A 20,038-nucleotide genomic window follows, 5' to 3' on the forward strand; every position below is an offset into this window, starting at 1 on the left:
GCGGTACTGGTGGTGCCGTGCGGGAAGTCCTGGAAGCCGGGCCTTACTTGACCGCGCGCAGCGCGTTGACCACGCCGAACCCGTAGAAGCCGTTGACGCGCTTGCCGCCGACGCAGGTGGCGTCCACGACCCCGTCGCCGTCACCGTCGTACGGGTCGCTCGGGCAGCCCGGGTTGTCCGCCTCTGCCTTGAGAAGGGCCTGCAACTGGGCCGGGGAGGCGTGCGGGTGGGTGGACTTCAGCAGCGCGGCCACGGCGGCCACGTGCGGGGACGCCATCGAGGTGCCCTGGAGGAAGCCGTACTGGTTGTTGGGCAGCGTGGACAGGATCCGGCCGTTCTTCGACGGCGTGTCCGGGATCTGGTACTTGTCGCCGCCCGGCCCCGCGACGTCGACGACGCCCCTGCCGTAGCTGGAGTAGTACGACTTGCTGCCCTTGACGCCCACCGCGCTCACGGTGACCACACCGGGCAGCTGGGTCGGCACGTCGAAGCACTTGTGCGGGTCGACCGTCCGGGTGGTGGCGGTCGAGTCGTCGGGGCTGGAGTCGTCGACGAGGGCGTCCGAGTCGAGGTCGTCGTTGGAGTTGCCCGCCGAGGCGACGTTGAGCGTGCCCTTGTGCTGGGCGTACATCTGGGCCCTGTTGACCGCGTCGACGATGGCACGTTGATCGGGGTCGTCCATGCAGTTGTACAGCCACGGGTCAACGTAGTAGCTGTTGTTGGTGATCTCCACGCCGTGGTCGGCGGCGAACACGAAGGCGCAGACGACGCTCTCCGGGTAGAACAGCTGCGTCGAGTCGGGCTGGGCGACGGTGATGCTCGCGACCTTCACCCCGGGGGCGACACCCGCAACCCCGATGCCGTTGCGGGCCGCGGCTATCTCGCCCGCCACATGCGTGCCGTGGTAGTGGGCGGCGTCCACCGGCCGCCAGGCGCCGTACGTCGTGTCGGCCTTGCCGCTCACACAGTTCGCCGACTGGGACGGGGAGAAGTTCGGGGCGATGTCCGGGTGGGTGTCGTCGACACCGGTGTCGATGATGCCCACAGTGACGTTCCTGCTGCCGGGGTCGATCGTGGCGGCCTTGTCGGCGCCGATCGCCCGCAGGTCCCACTGGTCGGCCTCGAGGGGCTCCTCGCCTGCCGCCGAGGTCTGCGCGACCTTCGCGGCCTCCGCCTTCGACAGGACCTGCACCGCGCCCTCGTCGGTCGTCCCCGCGGCGCTGAGCGGCGCGGTACGCGTGGCGCCGGCCGACTGCACCCCGCGCACGGCGCGCATCTGCTTGCCGAAGTCCGGGTTCGCGGAGTGGACGACGATCACGCCGATCCTGTCGTACGTCGCGACGACGGTTCCGCCGTTCGCGGATATCGCCTTCTGCACCGCCTCGATCGTCCAGTGGTCCGTCCGGGTGTTGACCACGTACGCGAGGTTGGGGCCGTCCGCCGTCCGGGACGCCCCGGCCGTCAGCGGGGCCGCCGAGGCCGCCGACGGCAGAAAGCCGAGCGAGGCGGTCAGCGACAGCACGACCGGCACGGCGAGAGCGAGCCGGCGTCTGGAGCGCAGATGAGCCATGGGATCTCCACATCATCCTGAAACGAAACCGCCCGGGCACAGGTGGTGCTCGGGCGGGTACATGACGGGTGGTGCAGGGCGAAGCTATCTCCCTGTCTCATTGGCCAGCAATGACTTGGTCAAGATGAGTTCTGAAAGAACTCATAGGACTTGAACCGGTCCTCGCGTGGCGCCGTGGACCTTCGACAGGGAGCACGAGCACGATCGGACTCCCCCCGTCGCACCCACCCGCAGCACGAGGAGAATCCGTGGCTACCGAGACACCGCCCCCCTCGAAAGCGCAAGCCCAACTCCCCTCCAGCGAGGAGTTCGCCGAGGTGCAGCAGAGCTCGGAGTTCGGTGATCTGCGCCGCTCCTACCGCTCCTTCGCCTTCCCGCTGACCGTCGCCTTCATCGCCTGGTACCTGCTGTACGTCCTGCTCTCCAACTACGCGGACGACTTCATGGGCACCAAGGTGGTCGGCAACATCAACGTCGCCCTGGTCCTGGGCCTCGCCCAGTTCCTCACCACGTTCCTCATCGCCTGGTGGTACGCGCACCACGCCGCCGCGAAGCTCGACCCCAAGGCGGAGGCCATCAAGTCCCGGATGGAGGGCGGCGCATGAGCATCGCGCAGCAGAGCGTGCTGGCGGCCGGCGAGGCAAGTGAGCACCGGCCGCTGATCATCACCCTGTTCGCGGTGTTCGTCGCCGCGACCCTGGTCATCACCGTCTGGGCGGGTCGCCAGACCAAGGACGCCGCCGACTTCTACGCGGGCGGACGGCAGTTCACCGGCTTCCAGAACGGCCTCGCCGTCTCCGGCGACTACATGTCCGCCGCGTCCTTCCTCGGCATCGCGGGCGCCATCGCCCTCTTCGGCTACGACGGCTTCCTGTACTCCATCGGCTTCCTGGTCGCCTGGCTGGTCGCCCTGCTCCTGGTCGCCGAGCCGCTGCGGAACTCGGGCCGCTACACGATGGGCGACGTCCTCGCCTACCGGATGCGCCAGCGCCCGGTCCGTACGGCGGCCGGCACCTCCACCATCGTCGTGTCGATCTTCTACCTGCTGGCCCAGATGGCGGGCGCGGGCGTCCTGGTCTCCCTGCTGCTGGGCATCACCAGCGACGGCGGCAAGATCGGCATCGTCGCCCTGGTCGGCGTGCTGATGATCGTGTACGTGACCATCGGCGGCATGAAGGGCACCACCTGGGTCCAGATGGTCAAGGCCGTGCTCCTGATCGCCGGCGCGATCCTGCTGACCTTCCTGGTCCTGCTGAAGTTTCACTTCAACGTCTCCGATCTGCTCGGCAAGGCGGCCGACAACAGCGGCAAGGGCGCCGCGTTCCTGGAGCCCGGCCTGAAGTACGGCGCGACGGGCACCACCAAGCTGGACTTCATCTCGCTCGGCATCGCCCTGGTGCTGGGCACCGCGGGCCTGCCGCACATCCTGATTCGCTTCTACACCGTGCCCACCGCCAAGGCCGCCCGTAAGTCGGTCATCTGGGCTATCGGCCTCATCGGCGCCTTCTACCTGATGACCCTCGCCCTCGGCTTCGGCGCGGCCGCGCTGATCAAACCGGACGAGATCATCGCCTCCAACAAGGCGGGCAACACGGCGGCTCCGCTGCTGGCCCTGCACCTGGGCGGAGTGGACTCCAGTTGGGGCGCCATCCTGCTCGCCACCATCTCGGCGGTCGCCTTCGCCACGATCCTCGCGGTCGTCGCGGGCCTGACCCTGGCCTCGTCCTCCTCGTTCGCCCACGACATCTACGCCAATGTCATCAAGAAGGGTCAGGCCGGCGAGAAGCAGGAGGTCAACGCGGCCCGGTACGCCACCGTCGGCATCGGCGCCGTCTCGATCCTGCTCGGCGCCCTGGCCCGCGACCTGAATGTGGCCGGCCTGGTCGCCCTGGCCTTCGCGGTCGCCGCCTCCGCCAACCTGCCGACGATCCTCTACAGCCTCTTCTGGAAGAGGTTCACCACGTCCGGCGCCCTGTGGTCGATCTACGGCGGCCTGGTCACCGCCGTCGGACTCGTCCTGTTCTCGCCGGTCGTCTCCGGCAAGCCCACGTCGATGTTCCCGGACGTGGACTTCCACTGGTTCCCGCTGGAGAACCCCGGCATCATCTCGATCCCGGTCGGCTTCCTGCTCGGCGTCGTCGGCACCCTCCTGTCGAAGGAGGCCCCGGACGCCATGAAGTACGCGGAGCTGGAGGTGCGGTCCCTGACGGGCACCGGGGCACACTGAGTGCATCGCACGGACGGCCGCGTCGAGGGGCATCGTACGGTCCTACGACGCGGCCGCGCCGTGCCTGGCGGTATAGCGGCTCGGCCTGTGTCAGTGGTGTCACGTAGGCTCGCAGGTGACGGAAAACGATTGACGCGGATGCGGGAGGGGGCCCACGTGCTCATCGACACCTACGGCCGAGTGGCCACCGACCTGAGGGTCTCGCTGACCGACCGGTGCAATCTGCGCTGCACCTACTGCATGCCCGAGGAGGGCCTGCAGTGGCTGGCCAAGCCCGACCTGCTCACGGACGACGAGATCGTCCGCCTGATCGACATTGCTGTCCGGACGCTGGGCATCAAGGAGGTCCGCTTCACCGGCGGTGAACCCCTGCTGCGCCCCGGACTGGTCGGCATCGTCGAGCGCGTCGCCGCGCTGGAACCGCGCCCGCAGATGTCCCTCACCACCAACGGCATCGGCCTGAAGCGCACCGCCGCCGCCCTGAAGGCGGCGGGCCTGGACCGGGTCAACGTCTCCCTGGACACCCTGCGCCCGGACGTCTTCAAGGCGCTCTCCCGCCGGGACCGCCACAAGGACGTCATCGAGGGCCTCCTGGCCGCCCGCGAGGCGGAGCTCACCCCGGTGAAGATCAATACGGTCCTGATGCCGGGCCTGAACGACGACGAGGCCCCGGACCTCCTGGCCTGGGCGATGGAGCACGAATACGAACTCCGCTTCATCGAGCAGATGCCCCTGGACGCCCAGCACGGCTGGAAGCGCGAGGGCATGGTGACGGCCGCGGACATCCTGGCCTCCCTGCGCACCCGCTTCGAGCTCAGGCCCGAGGGCGAGGGGGAGCGCGGCTCGGCCCCGGCCGAACGCTGGCTGGTCGACGGCGGTCCCTACCGCGTCGGCGTCATCGCCTCCGTCACCCGCCCGTTCTGCGCCGCGTGCGACCGCACCCGGCTGACGGCCGACGGCCAGATACGGACGTGCCTGTTCGCCACGGAGGAGACGGACCTGCGCGCGGCCCTGCGCTCCGACGCCCCCGATGAGGAGATCGCCCGTATCTGGCGCCTGGCGATGTGGGGCAAGAAGGCCGGATCCGGCCTGGACGACCCGTCGTTCCTGCAGCCGGACCGTCCGATGTCTGCGATCGGAGGCTAGGGAGTCGGGTGCGGGAGCTGAGGCGTCAGGACGACTCCTCGGCCGACGATTCCCATTCGGTCAGCAGGACGACGTCCTTCAGGAATCCCCGCACCCCGAGGAACTGCGACAGATGCTCCCGGTGCTCCTCGCAAGCCAGCCATGTCTTGCGGCGGTCCGGTGTGTGGATCTTCGGGTTGTTCCATGCCAGTACCCACACGGCGTCGATGCGGCAGCCCTTGGCGGAGCAGATCGGGGTCTCGTCACTCACGGGTTCGTCTCACAGGAATGGCTGAAAAGCGCTGTAGAAAAGGCGACGCCGAGCAGCCACGGGGGGAGCTGCCCGGCGTCGGTCCGTCGCTCCGACGGGGGATGCGGAGCGCGTACGCAGTATGTCATGGGTCACCCGCCGCCCGGCACTGGAACTGCATGATTGATCTGAGCTTTTCTTGAGCTTGGTGCGGAGTCGCCGTCCGTTTACCTGGCGCCGGTCACCGTCACGCCGGATCGGGCCGCTCACTGCGGACCCCCGGTGCCGGATCGGTCAGTACATCCTCCGGGACGGATTCCGCCTGCGTGTCCTCGGCCCGGGGAGGGGCGATCATCGGCCGCGTCGGCGCGGCCACAAAAGTCGACGGGAGGGACTGCGGCCGTTCCCGGCCCGCGTTGGCGATCACCACGGCGACATAGGGGAGGAGCGCCCCCAGAACCAACGCCACGATCGCGACGTGCCGTTCGACGTTCCAGAGGGTTGCCGCGAGGATCACCGAGATGGTGCGGACCGTCATCGAGATGATGTACCGGCGCTGCCGGCCGCGCACGTCCTCGGCCAGGCCCGTCCGGGCTCCGGTGATCCGGAACACCTGGGCGTTGCCTCCGCCGTGCTGCTTCCGCATCACATTCCACCATCCGCCCGCATCGGACTCTCCCCGGCCCACAACCATTCCCCGCACGGTCGGGGAACCGGGCCGGGCCGTCATCAACGTTACGCCGCGCCTGCGCAGCCTTCGAGACCGGGTCGCCTCCTGCCTGGGCGAACGTCCTGCGCCGGGCTGCGTACGGTCGTAAACCGTCCGGCCGTACCCGACATGCGCCGTACGGCGGACGGGCCGAGACTGACCGTAGTGCTCACGTCGAGCCGGACGAGGAGGCAGCCATGGGCTGGTTGTGGGCGATCATCGTCGGATTCGTGCTGGGTCTGATCGCCAAGGCGATCATCCCCGGCAAGCAGCACAGCCCCCTCTGGCTGGTCACCATCTTCGGCATCCTGGGCGCCGTCGCCGGCAACGCGATCGCCGCGGCGTTCGGCGTCGCGCAGACCCGGGGCATCGACTGGACCCGGCACCTCTTCCAGCTCATCGCCGCGATCATCATCGTCGCCCTCGGCGACATGGCGTACATGGCGCTGTGGGGCAACAAGAAGCAGCAGCGGGTCTGACGGCGGACCCGTCACCGGCACACAGAAGGGCGGCTCCCCTGCCGGGAAGCCGCCCTTCTCCGTGTCTCAGGCGCCCGTGACCTCGACCGCGGCCAGGTTCTTCTTGCCCCGGCGCAGCACCAGCCAGCGGCCGTGCAGCAGCTCCTCCTTGGCGGGGACCGCGTCCTCGGCCGTGACCTTGGCGTTGTTCACGTAGGCACCGCCCTCCTTGACCGTGCGGCGCGCGGCCGACTTGCTGGCCACCAGGCCGACCTCGGCGAACAGGTCCACGACCGGGCCGAGCTCGGTGACCTGGATGTTCGGCAGCTCGGACAGGGCCGCGGCCAGCGTCTTCCCGTCGAGGTCCGCCAGCTCGCCCTGACCGAACAGGGCCTTGGACGCGGCGACCACGGCGGCCGTCTGGTCGGCGCCGTGCACCAGCGTCGTCAGCTCCTCGGCCAGCGCACGCTGCGCGGCCCGCGCCTGCGGACGTTCCTCGGTCTGCCGCTCCAGCTCCTCGATCTCCTCGCGGGACTTGAAGCTGAAGATGCGCAGGAACTTCGACACGTCCCGGTCGTCCGCGTTCAGCCAGAACTGGTAGAACGCGTACGGCGTGGTGAGCTCCGGGTCCAGCCAGACCGTGCCGGACTCCGTCTTGCCGAACTTGGTGCCGTCCGCCTTGGTGATCAGCGGCGTGGCCAGCGCGTGCACCGCCACGTGCGGCTCGACCTTGTGGATCAGGTCGGCGCCTGCCGTGAGGTTGCCCCACTGGTCGCTGCCACCGGTCTGCAGCGTGCAGCCGTATCTCCGGTACAGCTCCAGGAAGTCCATGCCCTGCAGGATCTGGTAGCTGAACTCGGTGTAGCTGATACCCGCGTCGGAGTGCAGCCGCCGGGAGACGGCCTCCTTCGAGATCATCTTGTTGACCCGGAAGTGCTTGCCGATGTCGCGCAGGAAGTCGATGGCCGACAGACCCTGGGTCCAGTCCAGGTTGTTGACCATCGTCGCGGCGTTCGGCCCGTCGAAGTCCAGGAACTTCTCGATCTGGCCGCGCAGCCGCGCCACCCAGCCGGCCACCACCTCGGGGTCGTTCAGCGTCCGCTCCGCCGTCGGCTTCGGGTCGCCGATCAGACCCGTGGCCCCGCCGACCAGGCCCAGCGGTCGGTTGCCCGCCCGCTGGATCCGGCGCATCGTCAGGATCTGCACGAGGTTGCCGAGGTGCAGGCTGGGCGCGGTCGGGTCGAAGCCGCAATAGAACGTGACGGGACCGTCCGCGAACGCCTTGCGCAATGCGTCCTCGTCCGTGGAGAGGGCGATCAGCCCCCGCCACTTCAGCTCGTCGACGATGTCCGTCACGGTTCTCGCGTCTCCTTGGTGATCTTCGGGCAGCCGGGTGACAGCCGACTGCGAACGCCTACGAGGTTATACGCCCTGACTGACAGAGCTCATATTGAAGTCCGGCACCCGCAGCGCAGGCATCGCAGCCCTGGTGAACCAGTCGCTCCACTCCCGGGGCAGCGTCTTTTCCGTGCGCCCGGCCTCGGTCGCCCGCCCCAGCAGGTCCACCGGCGACTCGTTGAACCGGAAGTTGTTCACCTCGCCGGTCACCTCGCCGTTCTCGACGAGATAGACGCCGTCCCGGGTCAGACCCGTCAGCAGCAGCGTCGCCGGATCGACCTCGCGGATGTACCACAGGCAGGTCAGCAGCAGCCCGCGCTCGGTGGCCGCGACCATCTCCTCCAGCGAGCGGTCCTCGCCCCCGTCCAGGATCAGGTTCCCGCCCGCCGGGGCCACCGGCAGCCCGGTCAGCCCCGCGCTGTGCCGGGTGGTCGTCAGATGCTTCAGCTCGCCGTTCCCGACCCAGTCGACGGCGCCCGTCGGCAGCCCGTTGTCGAACACCGACTGATCGCCGCCGGAGGAGTGCGCGACGACGAACGGCGCGGACTCCAGGCCAGGCTCGTTCGGGTCGCTGCGCAGGGTCAGCGGCAGCTCGGTCAGCTTCTCGCCCAGACGGGTGCCGCCGCCCGGCTTGGAGAACACCGTGCGCCCCTCGGCGGCGTCCCGGCCCGACGCCGACCACAGCTGGTAGATCAGCAGGTCGGCCACGGCGGTCGGCGGGAGCAGCGTCTCGTAGCGGCCCGCGGGCAGCTCCACACGCCGTTCGGCCCAGCCGAGGCGCACGGCCAGCTCGGCGTCGAGCGCGCCCGGGTCGACGTCCTTGAAGTCCCGCGTGGAGCGACCGGCCCACGCCGAACGCGTACGGTCCGGGGACTTGGCGTTGAGCTCCAGCGTGCCGTTGGGCTGGTCGTGCCGCAGCCGCAGACCCGTGGATGTGCCGAGGTAGGTCGACACCAGCTCGTGGTTGGCGAAGCCGTACAGCTCACGGCCGCCCGCACGCGCGCGTGCGAAGGCCTCGCCGAGCGCCGGGGCGAAGTCCGCGAACACCGCCGACGAGGTCTCGGCCGGCGCGTCCGTGAAGTCCGGCGACTCCGGTACGTCCGTGACCAGCGGCTGTGCGTCCTCGGCGGGCCCGGCGCCGCGCGCGGCGGCCTCGGCGGCCCGGACCAGCGGCTCCAGGTCCTGCGCGGTCACGGCCGAGCGGGAGACGACACCGGAGGCCGTGCCCTCCTTGCCGTCCACGGTCGCCACGACGGTGAGGGTGCGCCCGCGCGTGACGCCGTTGGTGGTCAGCGCGTTGCCGGCCCAGCGCAGATTCGCGGTCGAGTGCTCGTCGGCGATGACGACGCAGCCGTCCGCCCGGGACAGCTCCAGTGCGCGCTCGACGATCTCGTGCGGCTTGTACGCCTTGTTGCTGCCCGCGCTCATCGACCCGCCTCCTGGGTGGTGTTGAGGATGTTGACGCCCTTGAAGAGGGCGGAGGGGCACCCGTGCGACACGGCGGCCACCTGGCCCGGCTGGGCCTTGCCGCAGTTGAAGGCACCGCCCAGGACATAGGTCTGCGGGCCGCCGACGGCCGCCATGGAGCCCCAGAAGTCGGTGGTCGTCGCCTGGTAGGCGACGTCCCGCAGCTGACCGGTGATCCGCCCGTTCTCGATCCTGAAGAAGCGCTGCCCGGTGAACTGGAAGTTGTAGCGCTGCATGTCGATGGACCAGGACCGGTCCCCGACGACATAGATGCCCCGGTCGACACCCCCGATGAGGTCCTCCGTGGACAGCCCCGCCGGATCCGGCTGGAGTGAGACATTGGCCATGCGCTGCACGGGCACATGCCCGGGGGAGTCGGCGAACGCGCACCCGTTGGACCGGTCGAACCCGGTCAGCCTCGCGATCCTGCGATCCAGCTGGTAGCCGACGAGCGTGCCGTCCTTCACCAGGTCCCAGGACTGCCCCTCGACGCCCTCGTCGTCGTACCCGATGGTGGCCAGGCCGTGCTCGGCGGTGCGGTCACCGGTGACGTTCATCAGGTCGGAGCCGTACCGGAGCTTGCCGAGCTGGTCGAAGGTGGCGAACGAGGTGCCGGCGTACGCGGCCTCGTAGCCGAGCGCCCGGTCCAGCTCGGTCGCGTGGCCGATGGACTCGTGGATGGTCAGCCACAGATTGGACGGGTCGACGACCAGGTCGTACGGGCCCGCCTCCACGCTCGGCGCGCGCATCTTCTCCGCGAGCAGCTCCGGGATCTGCTCCAGTTCGCCGTCCCAGTCCCAGCCGGTACCGGTGAGGTACTCCCAGCCGCGTCCGACCGGCGGCGCGATGGTCCGCATCGAGTCGAACTCGCCGCTCGACTCGTCGACCGAGACCGCCGTCAGCTGCGGATGCAGCCGTACCCGCTGCTGGGTGGTGACGGTCCCCGCGGTGTCGGCATAGAACTTGTTCTCGTGCACGGTGAGCAGCGACGCGTCGACGTGATCGACGCCGCTCGCCGCGAGCAGACGCGAGCTCCAGTCCGTCAGCAGCGCCGACTTCTCCTCGTCGGGCACCGAGAACGGGTCGATCTCGTACGAGGAGACCCAGGTCTTGTCGGTGTGCACCGGCTCGTCGGCGAGCTCGACCCGTTCCTCCGACCCGGCCGCCCGGATCACCTGGGCGGAGAGCTTCGCCATCGCGACGGCCTGCGAGGCGACCTTGGCGGCGGCGTCGAGGGTCAGGTCCACGCCCGACGCGAAGCCCCAGGTACCGCCGTGCACGACCCGCACGGCATACCCGAGGTCGGTGGTGTCCGACGAGCCGGCGGGCTTGGCGTCCCTGAACCGCCAGGACGCGCTGCGCACCCGCTCGAACCGGAAGTCCGCGTGCTCGGCCCCCAGCGCACGCGCGCGTGCCAGCGCGGCGTCGGCCAGGGCGCGTAGGGGTAGCGCCAGAAATGTCGGATCGATTCCGTGGGCCACAGGAGGCTCCCCCAAGTCGATGAGTTCTCTTCTGCTCAAGCGGATGTCTTGCGAGGTGAATGCGAGGTGAATGCGCCGCAGTGAAGTATGTCGCGCGGCCACCACGGGGCCGTAGCGGATATCCGCGCGGCGCTGCGCCGAGCCGCCCCGGAACCGCCGCGCACTCGTACCCTCAGAGTGATCACGAGGTGGCATTATGGCGCCACGCGGGACCGGAGGAGTGACATTCGCGCCTGACCGTGGACGCCCGACGAGCCGGGCATCCGCGGTGCGCCCCGCTCATTGATCCGCCGGCCTTGCTCCGGCGCACCGCCACCCGGTCGAAACTGTAGGGATCCGACAGCGACGCCCGCATGCCACTGTCGGTGCCCGCTTCACCACCGGCGGCCCCGTACCGATAGGTTTTCGATGAAGCCGCCTGTCATCCAGCTGTTCGGGCGGGTGTGTCAGACCGCTATCGAAAGGGTGATCCGTTGAGCCGCTCGGTTCTCGTCACCGGAGGCAACCGGGGCATCGGCCTCGCCATCGCCCGCGCTTTCGCCGACGCCGGCGACAAGGTCGCGATCACGTACCGCTCGGGTGAGCCGCCGGCCGCCCTGACGGACTTGGGCTGCCTCGCCGTCAAGTGCGACATCACCGACGCCGAGCAGGTGGAGCAGGCCTACAAGGAGATCGAGGCCGAGCACGGCCCCGTCGAGGTCCTCATCGCCAACGCCGGCATCACCAAGGACCAGCTCCTGATGCGTATGACCGAGGAGGACTTCACCTCGGTCATAGACACCAACCTCACCGGCACCTTCCGCGTGGTGAAGCGCGCCAACCGTGGCATGCTGCGCGCCAAGAAGGGCCGCGTCGTCCTCATTTCGTCGGTCGTCGGGCTCTACGGCGGCCCCGGCCAGGCGAACTACGCCGCTTCCAAGGCCGGCCTCGTCGGTTTCGCGCGCTCCCTCGCCCGTGAGCTGGGCTCGCGCAACATCACGTTCAACGTCGTCACGCCCGGTTTCGTCGACACCGACATGACCAAGGCGCTCACCGACGAGCAGCGCGCCACCATCATGGCGCAGGTGCCGCTCGGCCGGTACGCCCAGCCGGAGGAGATCGCCGCAACGGTGCGGTTCCTCGCCTCGGACGACGCCTCGTACATCACTGGAGCCGTCATCCCTGTTGACGGCGGACTGGGAATGGGTCACTGATCACCATGAGCGGAATTCTCGAGGGCAAGCGCGTCCTGATCACCGGTGTGCTGATGGAGTCCTCCATCGCCTTCCACACCGCCAAGCTGGCCCAGGAGCAGGGTGCCGAGATCATCCTGACCGCGTTCCCGCGGCCCACGCTCACCGAGCGCATCGCCAAGAAGCTCCCCAAGCCCACCAAGGTCATCGAGCTCGACGTCACCAACGACGAGCACCTCGCGCGCCTGGCCGACGTGGTCGGCGAGGAGCTCGGCGGCCTCGACGGCGTCGTGCACTCCATCGGCTTCGCCCCGCAGGACGCGCTCGGCGGCAACTTCCTCAACACTCCGTTCGAGTCGGTCGCCACGGCCATGCACGTCTCGGCGTACTCCCTGAAGTCGCTGACCATGGCCTGCCTGCCGCTGATGCAGAACGGCGGCTCGGTCGTCGGCCTCACCTTCGATGCCAAGTTCGCCTGGCCGCAGTACGACTGGATGGGCCCGGCCAAGGCCGCCCTGGAGGCCACCAGCCGCTACATCGCCCGTGACCTGGGCAAGCAGAACATCCGCTGCAACCTCGTCTCCGCGGGCCCGATCGGCTCCATGGCGGCCAAGTCCATCCCCGGCTTCGCGGAGCTCGCGTCCGTCTGGGACAACCGCGCGCCCCTGGAGTGGGACCTCAAGGACCCCGAGCCGGCCGGCCGCGGTGTGGTCGCCCTGCTGAGCGACTGGTTCCCGAAGACCACCGGCGAGATCATCCACGTGGACGGCGGTCTGCACGCCGTCGGCGCCTGATCGTCACCGCCGAGGCCTGAGCCAGGACCGGGGCCCGCACCCTTCGGGGGTGCGGGCCCCGGTCCTTGCGTGTGTCACCCGTTCGGCTCACCGGCCGGGCGCGGACGTGCCGCGACGGCGCACTCTGGAGTGCGAGTCCCCCTCGCGAAGTTCCTCCCCAGCACGGCCGAGGAGGTCCCCTTGTGCGCCTGTCCCACAGCCTGGCCTCACTGACCGTCGCCGTCGCTCTCGTGCTGTCCCTGCCGTACGAGGCGATGCCGCACGCACGCGTGAAGGACAAGAGATCCCCGGCCCCGTCGCTGTTCGGGGCGGAGTGCCGTACGAGCGTGCGCGGCTCCCATGTCGTGGCCTACTGCCACAACCCCTATGTCGACACCGATCGCGTGAGCCTGCACATCGAGTGCGCCCGCTGGTGGGACCTCGACACCGACGGCGACCCGGTCGACACCGGGCCCGCGATGACCGTACGGCTCTCCGGCCGGTGCTGGAAGGAAGTCGGCTCGGTGTGGATCAGCCACCAGAAGGCGGGCTGAACCGCCCCGGACGGCACAGGAACGGATAGCTCGCGGCCTCCGCCGCGGCCGCCTCCGTGTCACCCGCCCGGATCGCGTCGACCAGCCGGGCGTGGTCCATGTGCGTCTCGGGCGTGAGGACCTCGCCGACGTCCGCGCGCAGCCAGTCCCGCAGCACCTCGCCCAGGTCGGCGTACATCGCGGTCATGACCTCGTTGTGGGAGGCGGCGACCACCGCCAGATGGAAGGTCGCGTCCGCCGCCACGAAGGCCTCCGCGTCACCCGACGCCCAGACCTCCTCGCGCCGTACGAGGAGCGCGTCGAGCTGCTTGAGGTCCTTCTCGGTGCGCCGCTCGGCGGCCAGCTTGGCCGCCGCCGACTCCAGCGTGGAGCGCAGCTCCGCGATGTGCCGCGGGTCGGCGCCGGAGAAGCGGCGGTGCATCACGCCCGCCAGCTCACTGGTGGCGACCACAAAGGTGCCGGAGCCCTGGCGGATGTCCAGCAGGCCGTTGTGCGCCAGCGCCCGGACGGCCTCGCGCACCGTGTTGCGGGCGACGCCCAGCTGCTCGACCAGCTCCGGCTCCGTCGGGATGCGCGAGCCGACCGGCCACTCGCCCGAGGTGATCTGGTTCCGCAGCTCGGCGATGACCTGCTCGGACAGCGCCGAGCGGCGGGGGTGGCTCAGGGGCATGGCTCACCTTCGCACGAGAGGGCCGGGAGAAGCCGACCCGGGGATGGACAACCAATCATCCCATGATTCTATGATGGACAGCATGGTGAGCGAGGAAACCCGGACGAGGACGTCGACAACCGAATCCACCACGGCCCCGGACGCCGAACGCGCCGGGGCCCCGGCCGTCGACGGCACCCCGGCCCCCGCCACGCGCGCGTGGGCGACGCGGCTGGTCGTCGTCGGCATCGTGCTCGCGGCGGTGAATCTCCGCCCGGCCATCACCAGCCTCGGCGCGCTCCTCGAAGAGGTCCGCGGCGGGCTGGGCATGAGCGGCAGCGTGGCCGGACTCCTCACCTCGGTGCCCCCGCTCTGCTTCGCCGTCTTCGGCGTCATGGCACCCCGCCTCGCCCGCCGCTTCGGACCGGCCGCCGTGGTGTGCGCCGGCATGGTCGCCATCACGACGGGGCTGCTCATACGGCCCTACGCCGGGTCGACGGCCGGATTCCTGGCCGCCAGCGCGCTCGCCCTCATGGGCATCGCGGTCAGCAACGTCCTGATGCCGGTCATCGTCAAGCGCTGGTTCCCGGACCGGGTGGGCTCCATGACCGGCCTGTACTCGATGGCCCTCGCCCTCGGCACCTCGGCGGCCGCGGCGGTGACCGTGCCGATGACCGACGCGCTCGGCGGCGGCTGGCAGCCGGGGCTCGCCGTCTGGGCGGTGCTCGCCGCAGCGGCGGCCCTGCCGTGGGTCGCGCTGGCCCGGCACCGCAAGGATGCGGCGCCCGTACCCGGGGAGCCGGGACGGGAGGCACGCGCGCGTGCGGAGCAGCCGCCCGCGCTGCGGATCACCCGGAGCCGTACGGCCTGGGCGCTCGCTGTCTTCTTCGGGCTCCAGGCCACCGCCGCCTACATCACGATGGGCTGGATGGCGCAGATCTTCCGTGACGCGGGTGTCGCGGCGAGCACGGCGGGGGTGCTCCTCGCCGTCACCATGGTGATGGGCGTGCCGCTGGCCTTCGTCATCCCCCGGCTGGCCACCCGGCTGCCCCACCAGGGGCCGATCGTGCTGGCGCTCGGCGCGTGCGGTCTGGCCGGCTACGCGGGGCTGTACTTCGCCCCGGCCGCCGGTGCCTGGGCCTGGGCCCTGCTGCTCGGCGTCTCCAACTGCGCCTTCCCGCTGGCCCTCACTATGGTCGGCATGCGGGCGAGGACCGGCGCGGGTGTCGCCCAGCTCTCCGCCTTCGCGCAGAGCACCGGCTATCTGATCTCCATCCCCGGGCCGCTGCTGGTCGGCGTGCTCTACCAGCACAGCGGCGGCTGGGGCCTGCCGATCGCCCTCATGGCCGGCCTGATGCTCCCGCAGATGGTGGTCGGCGTCCTGGCGGGCCGGAACCGGACCGTGGAGGACGAGGCGGGCCGCTGAGCTCACATGCTGAACTCACCCGCCCAGCTCACCCCGGCAGTCCCGGCAGGAGAGAAGGGTGCGAGACTGGCCGCATGCCTGTGCTCGACCCGAACCCCCCGAACGGCCAGAAGAAGATGCTGATGGTCTTCGGCGCGTTCCTCGTCATCTTCGTGCTCATCGCCATCGTCGCGACCATCGCGTCCCCCTGACCACGGCCCCGCGGCCGATGGTGGGGCTAGCACCACCATCCCCTAGGGGGTGAGTGTCAGGGTCAAGTGGGTGGATCACCGGATGGGTTGGCGGCGGCGGATTCCGTAGTTTCGAGTTGTGCCCGCGGGATGCGGTCACGGACCACTCGCAGACCAGCGGAGGCGATCATGTCGGCCCGTACGCACACCCGGCCCCACCCGGCGACCACGGGCGGCGTCGACATCCGGCTGCCCTGGTGGGCCCTCGCCCTGCCCGCGCTCGCCTTCGTCACCCTGCTTCTGCTGATACTGAACCCGTCGGACGCCCACGCGGCCACCGGCGACCCCGCGGTCACCCATCTCGTCGAGCGTGCGCAGCAGCTGGTCGCGCGCTAGTCGCAGTGCCGTCCCGCACAGCAAATCCGCATGTCAACTCCCTGCGCCGCGTGGCCTGTTTCATGCGAAGCTGGGCCCATGAGCGTCGCAGAACCCCGCAGGATTGTCCTCTTCCGGCATGCGAAAGCCGACTGGCCACAGGTGACCGACCATGAGCGGCCCCTCGCTGAGCGGGGCCGCACGGACGCCGCAGTCGCCGGACGCAAGCTGACCGACACCGGAATCCCGTTCGATCTGGCCCTGTGCTCCACCGCGGTCCGTACCCGCGAAACCTGGAAGCTCGCCGTCCACGAGTTCCCGCACCGGCCGAAAACCGTCTATGAGGAGCGGCTCTACGAGGCCTCGCCCGGCGAGCTGATCGCCGTGCTCAACGAGGTCCCGGACGACGCCCAGAACGTGATCCTGATCGGTCACAACCCAGGGGTGCACGGCCTGGCCGAGATCCTGTCCGGCTCGTCCGACGACAGCGCCCGTGAGCGGATGAACCGCCGCGGCTTCCCCGCCGCCGCCTTCGCCGTCGTGTCCTACAGCGGCTCCTGGAAGAGCCTGGAGCCGGGCGCGGGCGAGCTGATCGACTACTGGGCGCCGTCCGAGTGACCCCGGCCGTGTGACGGTATGCAGCGAGGGGCCCCGCACCGCGCTGGTGCGGGGCCCCTCGTATGCGTCCGGTCGGGTGGCTCAGGCCTCGTCGTGCGTGTCCGCCGCCTCGACCTCTTCCCGGGTGACGCCCAGCAGATAGAGCACCGTGTCCAGGAAGGGGAAGTTCACCGCGGTGTGCGCGGCCTCGCGGACGACGGGCTTGGCGTTGAAGGCCACGCCCAGCCCGGCCGCGTTCAGCATGTCCAGGTCGTTGGCCCCGTCGCCGATCGCCACGGTCTGGGAGAGCGGCACACCGGCCTCGGCGGCGAACCGGCGCAGCAGCCGCGCCTTGCCCGCCCGGTCCACGATCTCGCCGGTGACCCTGCCGGTCAGCTTCCCGTCGACGATCTCCAGGGTGTTGGCCTGGGCGAAGTCCAGCCCCAGCCGCTCCTTCAGATCGTCCGTCACCTGGGTGAATCCGCCGGACACCACGCCCACTTGGTAGCCGAGGCGCTTGAGCGTACGGATCAGGGTGCGCGCACCCGGCGTCAGCCGCACCTCGCCGCGCACCTTCTGCACCACCGAGACGTCCAGCCCCTCCAGCAGGGCCACGCGCGCGTGCAGCGACTGCTCGAAGTCCAGCTCTCCGCGCATCGCGGCCGCCGTGACCTCGGCGACCTTGTCCTCGCAGCCCGCGTGCGCGGCGAAGAGCTCGATCACCTCGTCCTGGATGAGGGTGGAGTCCACGTCCATGACGACCAGGCGCTGGGCCCGTCGGTGCAGCCCCGCCGACACGACCGCGATGTCGACGCCGAGCGCGGCCGCGTCGGACACCAGGGTGGTGCGCAGCGGCTCGGTCTCCACACCGGACACCGCGAACTCGACCGCGGTCACCGGGTACTTGGCGAGCCGGAAGATACGGTCGATGTTGCCGCCGGCCTTGGCGATCCTGGCGGCGATGGCGGCGGTCGACTCGGCGGTGAGCGGGTGGCCGAGGACGGTCACCAGGGAGCGGCCGTGGCCGCGCGGGCGGTTGTCGCCGTGACCGGAGATGATCTCCGCCTGCATCTTCATCGACTCGGCCCAGCTGTGCACGGTGGCCCGGAGGTCGCCCTCCACCCCGGCGGGCGGCTGGGTCACGAGCGCGCAGAGCACCAGCCGGCCGCGCGTGACGACCTGCTCGATGTCGACCACGTCGACGGAGTAGGCGGCAAGGGTGTCGAAGAGGCCGGCCGTGATGCCCGGCCTGTCCTTGCCGAAAATCTTGACGAGGAGGGTGGGGACCTCGGAGGTCTGCGAAGCGCTCATGGTGTATCCACCGTATCCGGCACCCAGTGCCTACTGCCCATGCGGTCCGCCTAGCGGACAGGGAACAGTGGGTGACGGAGCAGTGTCCGACGCCTTACTTCATGGGCACGAGCAGATCACCCGACGATCGTCGGGCGGGCCCTGCATCAGCCGCGTCCCTTCGGCCTCCTGGGCGGAGGCGGAGGCGGAGGGGGAGGTGGCGGCGGAGGTGGCGGCGGGGGACCGTCGTCGGAGCCGGAGGCATCAGGGGGCCGGTCCCCGGGGCGAGGCCCGGGGCGGTGCCGTGGTGAGCGCGGCGGCGGGTCGAACGGCCGGGCCATGGTGGGCGCGCCGTACACGTCGGCGGCCGGCGGCGGAGCACCGGGCGAGTGCGCATCGTCCGGGGCCCGAGCGTCGCGGTCATCGGTTGGCCGGGTGCTGCCGTAGGACGGGGCGCCATCGGCCCGTCGAGCACGGCCGTACGGCCGGGACCCGCCGTACGGCCCGGCACCGCCGTAGGGACCGCCCCCGTCGGGGAACCGGCTGCTGCCAGGAGCCGGCGACGCCCCAGGAGCGGGTCGGGTGCGCGGGAAGTTCCGCCCGGGTTCCCGCAGCTCGTCCGGCACCTGCAGGTACGGGTTCGTGTCGGGGTTGGGCGGCCGGTACGGCGTACCGGGCACGTAGGGGCCGGACTGCCCGGCGCTCACCGCATCGCCGCCCCAGGCGTGTCCGGCGCGCTCCGGATACCCGGTGCCGTCCCCCGCGTCACCCAGTGCCAGCGGTGCCGCCCGTCGTCCCGCGGCGCCGGTGGCCCGGGCCAGCAGCGCCCCGGCCGCTCCGGCTCCCGCGCCCCAGGCGGCCCCGAGGAGCAGCGCCATGCCGAGATGGCCGTGGAGTTCGATCCCGGCGCCGAACGCGTCGAAGCCGAGCACGGACAGCGAGGCGTCCACGGACACATCCGTCAGCCGGGCGAGCAGGGGCAGCGCCAGCGCGGTCGCGATCCCCAGCCGCAGCGCGCACCGCCCCGCGAAACCGAGGGCACCGGAACCGCGTACACCCGTCCCCGGAGCCGCAGCGGTACCGACCCCCGCCTCCACCGGTGTGCGAACCGCCGTGAGCACGCCCGCGAGCAGCATCATCAGGGCCGCCGCCACCCCCAGCAGCCACACCCGCCCGTCCAGGTCCGCCAGCCGGCCCAGCGTCACCGGCTGGTCGGACTTCACGCTCAGCAGCTCGTCGAGGGGGTGCGGCAGCACCGTGGCCAGTGCGCCGGTCGCCTTGCCGTCCCACGGCACGAGCAGGCCGACGGGGATGCCGAGCCACACCCCGTTGGGCGCGCCCAGGAGTGCCGCACCCGCGATGCGCCCCGGGTGGTCGTCGCCGATCGCCGCGTACGCCGCCGCCGCGAGCCCGGCGGCCACGGTCACGACCAGCACGGTGACGAGCGCCGAGGCCGCGGGCCGGACGACCCGGTGCACGGCCTCCCAGCCGCGCGGCAGGGGAGTGCGGCGAGAGGCCAGCAGGGCGATCAGGAGGATGCCGGCGGACCAGCCGAGTCCGCCGAGGAGGGTGGGTGCGGTGTCCACCGTGAAGCCCACCGCCGCCTTCGCGTGGACGAGGTCGCCGATGCGGTCGGGCAGCAGTCCGCCGATGTCCCCGAGCCCGGGGATGCTCAGCCCGCCGCCCTTGCCCCCACCGCCGCCCAGCCCGGGCAGCTTGTCGAGGCCGATCGAACCCCCGTCTATCGTGATGACGTCGTGCCCCGCCCAGGCCAGCCCGCCCAGCGTCGCCACCATCAGCGCGACCACCGCGCCCGCGCGCGCGAGGAGTTCGGCCGGTGCGATCACAACTCCGGCCGTGCGCAAGGACCGTAGGAACATCCACGACAGCAGCAGGGCGCCCACCAGGCTCACCCCGAGTGGCGTGATCTCGATGGCGGTGTGCGCCTCCGCGCCTTTCAGGCCGAAAGCGGACACATCACCGGACGGCGTGACCGAACCACCCGCCCCGAGCGCCACAACAGCCGCCGTCATCGGGCCCAGTGAGCCCGCCGCGTCCGCCTGCAGGAGATGCAGACCGAGCGCGGCCGTGCCCGCCATTCCTATCAACGCCCAGCTCACCGCAGCGATCGCGGACAGCAGGACGTCTGCCCACGGCAGCCGCGCGCCGTGCCCAGCGGTCTCGACTTCCGTGGCAGAGCTCATGGCAGACCCCCCGATCCGCGGCGCGGCCGGCGGCCGCTCGTGTCCCCCTCGCGTGGGATTACCACTCTCCGGGTCGGTTTCAACCCCGTCAACGGGAGCAGTTGAAGCGCTCGGCGGCGTTCATCACAAGGCCCGACTTTCGG

At 70.6% G+C, this 20,038-nt stretch carries 20 protein-coding genes; 11 read left to right on the forward strand and 9 right to left on the reverse strand.

Features of this window, described 5'->3' with window-relative positions:
• Positions 1–43: 43 nt before the first annotated feature.
• A complete protein-coding gene (locus tag Q8A52_RS42230) occupies positions 44–1,570 on the reverse strand; it encodes a S8 family peptidase (protein WP_316762308.1) in 1,527 nt (508 codons plus the stop codon).
• A gap of 248 nt (positions 1,571–1,818) precedes the next feature.
• On the opposite strand from Q8A52_RS42230, the gene Q8A52_RS42235 reads away from it, so the two are divergent.
• From Q8A52_RS42235 to moaA, 3 genes are all read left to right on the forward strand, one after another.
• The gene (locus Q8A52_RS42235) at positions 1,819–2,175 is read left to right on the forward strand and encodes a DUF485 domain-containing protein (protein ID WP_316762310.1); all 357 of its coding nucleotides are present in this window, start codon (positions 1,819–1,821) and stop codon (positions 2,173–2,175) included.
• Complete coding sequence (locus tag Q8A52_RS42240; RefSeq protein WP_316762313.1) at positions 2,172–3,797, forward strand: solute symporter family protein; 1,626 nt, start codon at positions 2,172–2,174, stop codon at positions 3,795–3,797. Before Q8A52_RS42235 ends, Q8A52_RS42240 begins: the two co-directional genes overlap by 4 nt.
• A gap of 156 nt (positions 3,798–3,953) precedes the next feature.
• Entirely contained in the window at positions 3,954–4,943 is a 990-nt protein-coding gene (gene moaA / locus Q8A52_RS42245) for a GTP 3',8-cyclase MoaA (RefSeq protein WP_316762315.1), read from the forward strand.
• A gap of 25 nt (positions 4,944–4,968) precedes the next feature.
• On the opposite strand, the gene Q8A52_RS42250 is transcribed toward moaA, so the two are convergent.
• Positions 4,969–5,193, reverse strand: a complete 225-nt coding sequence (locus Q8A52_RS42250) for a hypothetical protein (RefSeq protein WP_316762318.1) — start codon at positions 5,191–5,193, stop codon at positions 4,969–4,971.
• 226 nt (positions 5,194–5,419) lie between these two features.
• Positions 5,420–5,818, reverse strand: a complete 399-nt coding sequence (locus Q8A52_RS42255; RefSeq protein ID WP_316762321.1) for a DUF3099 domain-containing protein — start codon at positions 5,816–5,818, stop codon at positions 5,420–5,422.
• Between the two features lie 260 nt (positions 5,819–6,078).
• Between Q8A52_RS42255 and Q8A52_RS42260 the strand changes: the two genes are divergently transcribed.
• Positions 6,079–6,360: a GlsB/YeaQ/YmgE family stress response membrane protein gene (locus Q8A52_RS42260; protein ID WP_316762323.1), complete on the forward strand. Its 282-nt coding sequence runs from the start codon at positions 6,079–6,081 to the stop codon at positions 6,358–6,360.
• Between the two features lie 66 nt (positions 6,361–6,426).
• Here the strand turns inward: Q8A52_RS42260 and tyrS are convergent, their stop codons facing one another.
• The 3 genes from tyrS to Q8A52_RS42275 form a co-directional block, all read right to left on the reverse strand.
• Positions 6,427–7,695, reverse strand: a complete 1,269-nt coding sequence (tyrS, locus tag Q8A52_RS42265) for a tyrosine--tRNA ligase (protein WP_316762325.1) — start codon at positions 7,693–7,695, stop codon at positions 6,427–6,429.
• A 66-nt stretch (positions 7,696–7,761) separates the two neighbouring features.
• Complete coding sequence (locus Q8A52_RS42270; RefSeq protein ID WP_316762328.1) at positions 7,762–9,165, reverse strand: metallopeptidase TldD-related protein; 1,404 nt, start codon at positions 9,163–9,165, stop codon at positions 7,762–7,764.
• Positions 9,162–10,685 (reverse strand): TldD/PmbA family protein, encoded by a 1,524-nt coding sequence (locus Q8A52_RS42275; protein ID WP_316762329.1) that lies wholly within the window; start codon positions 10,683–10,685, stop codon positions 9,162–9,164. The genes Q8A52_RS42270 and Q8A52_RS42275 overlap by 4 nt, the downstream gene beginning before the upstream one ends.
• A gap of 473 nt (positions 10,686–11,158) precedes the next feature.
• Here Q8A52_RS42275 and fabG point away from each other — a divergent pair, with 473 nt between their 5' ends.
• The 3 genes from fabG (at position 11,159) to Q8A52_RS42290 (ending at position 13,184) form a co-directional block, all read left to right on the forward strand.
• A complete protein-coding gene (fabG, locus tag Q8A52_RS42280; protein ID WP_316762332.1) occupies positions 11,159–11,878 on the forward strand; it encodes a 3-oxoacyl-[acyl-carrier-protein] reductase in 720 nt (239 codons plus the stop codon).
• 5 nt (positions 11,879–11,883) lie between these two features.
• Positions 11,884–12,651, forward strand: coding sequence for an enoyl-ACP reductase FabI (gene fabI, locus Q8A52_RS42285; RefSeq protein WP_316762335.1), 768 nt, complete (start codon positions 11,884–11,886; stop codon positions 12,649–12,651).
• 182 nt (positions 12,652–12,833) lie between these two features.
• Entirely contained in the window at positions 12,834–13,184 is a 351-nt protein-coding gene (locus tag Q8A52_RS42290; protein ID WP_316762337.1) for a hypothetical protein, read from the forward strand.
• Here the strand turns inward: Q8A52_RS42290 and Q8A52_RS42295 are convergent.
• The gene (locus Q8A52_RS42295; RefSeq protein ID WP_316762339.1) at positions 13,162–13,854 is read right to left on the reverse strand and encodes a FadR/GntR family transcriptional regulator; all 693 of its coding nucleotides are present in this window, start codon (positions 13,852–13,854) and stop codon (positions 13,162–13,164) included. The genes Q8A52_RS42290 and Q8A52_RS42295 overlap by 23 nt on opposite strands.
• Before the next feature lie 70 nt (positions 13,855–13,924).
• On the opposite strand from Q8A52_RS42295, the gene Q8A52_RS42300 reads away from it, so the two are divergent.
• From Q8A52_RS42300 to Q8A52_RS42315, 4 genes are all read left to right on the forward strand, one after another.
• Positions 13,925–15,259 carry a CynX/NimT family MFS transporter gene (locus Q8A52_RS42300; RefSeq protein ID WP_408649354.1) on the forward strand — a complete coding sequence of 445 codons (1,335 nt, stop codon included), beginning with the start codon at positions 13,925–13,927 and terminating at the stop codon, positions 15,257–15,259.
• 74 nt (positions 15,260–15,333) lie between these two features.
• A complete protein-coding gene (locus tag Q8A52_RS42305; protein ID WP_316762343.1) occupies positions 15,334–15,450 on the forward strand; it encodes an SGM_5486 family transporter-associated protein in 117 nt (38 codons plus the stop codon).
• Between the two features lie 168 nt (positions 15,451–15,618).
• Positions 15,619–15,825, forward strand: coding sequence for a hypothetical protein (locus Q8A52_RS42310; RefSeq protein ID WP_316762345.1), 207 nt, complete (start codon positions 15,619–15,621; stop codon positions 15,823–15,825).
• Positions 15,826–15,903: 78 nt separating this feature from the next.
• Positions 15,904–16,422, forward strand: coding sequence for a SixA phosphatase family protein (locus Q8A52_RS42315; RefSeq protein WP_316762347.1), 519 nt, complete (start codon positions 15,904–15,906; stop codon positions 16,420–16,422).
• 81 nt (positions 16,423–16,503) lie between these two features.
• On the opposite strand, the gene serB is transcribed toward Q8A52_RS42315, so the two are convergent.
• Both serB and Q8A52_RS42325 read right to left on the reverse strand, forming a co-directional pair.
• Positions 16,504–17,712 (reverse strand): phosphoserine phosphatase SerB, encoded by a 1,209-nt coding sequence (serB, locus tag Q8A52_RS42320; RefSeq protein WP_316762350.1) that lies wholly within the window; start codon positions 17,710–17,712, stop codon positions 16,504–16,506.
• A gap of 146 nt (positions 17,713–17,858) precedes the next feature.
• On the reverse strand, positions 17,859–19,895 hold the full coding sequence (locus Q8A52_RS42325) for a streptophobe family protein (protein WP_316762352.1): 2,037 nt from the start codon (positions 19,893–19,895) through the stop codon (positions 17,859–17,861).
• Positions 19,896–20,038: the final 143 nt, after the last annotated feature.

The organism is Streptomyces herbicida (assembly GCF_032656585.1).
Classification (GTDB): Bacteria; Actinomycetota; Actinomycetes; order Streptomycetales; family Streptomycetaceae; genus Streptomyces; species Streptomyces herbicida.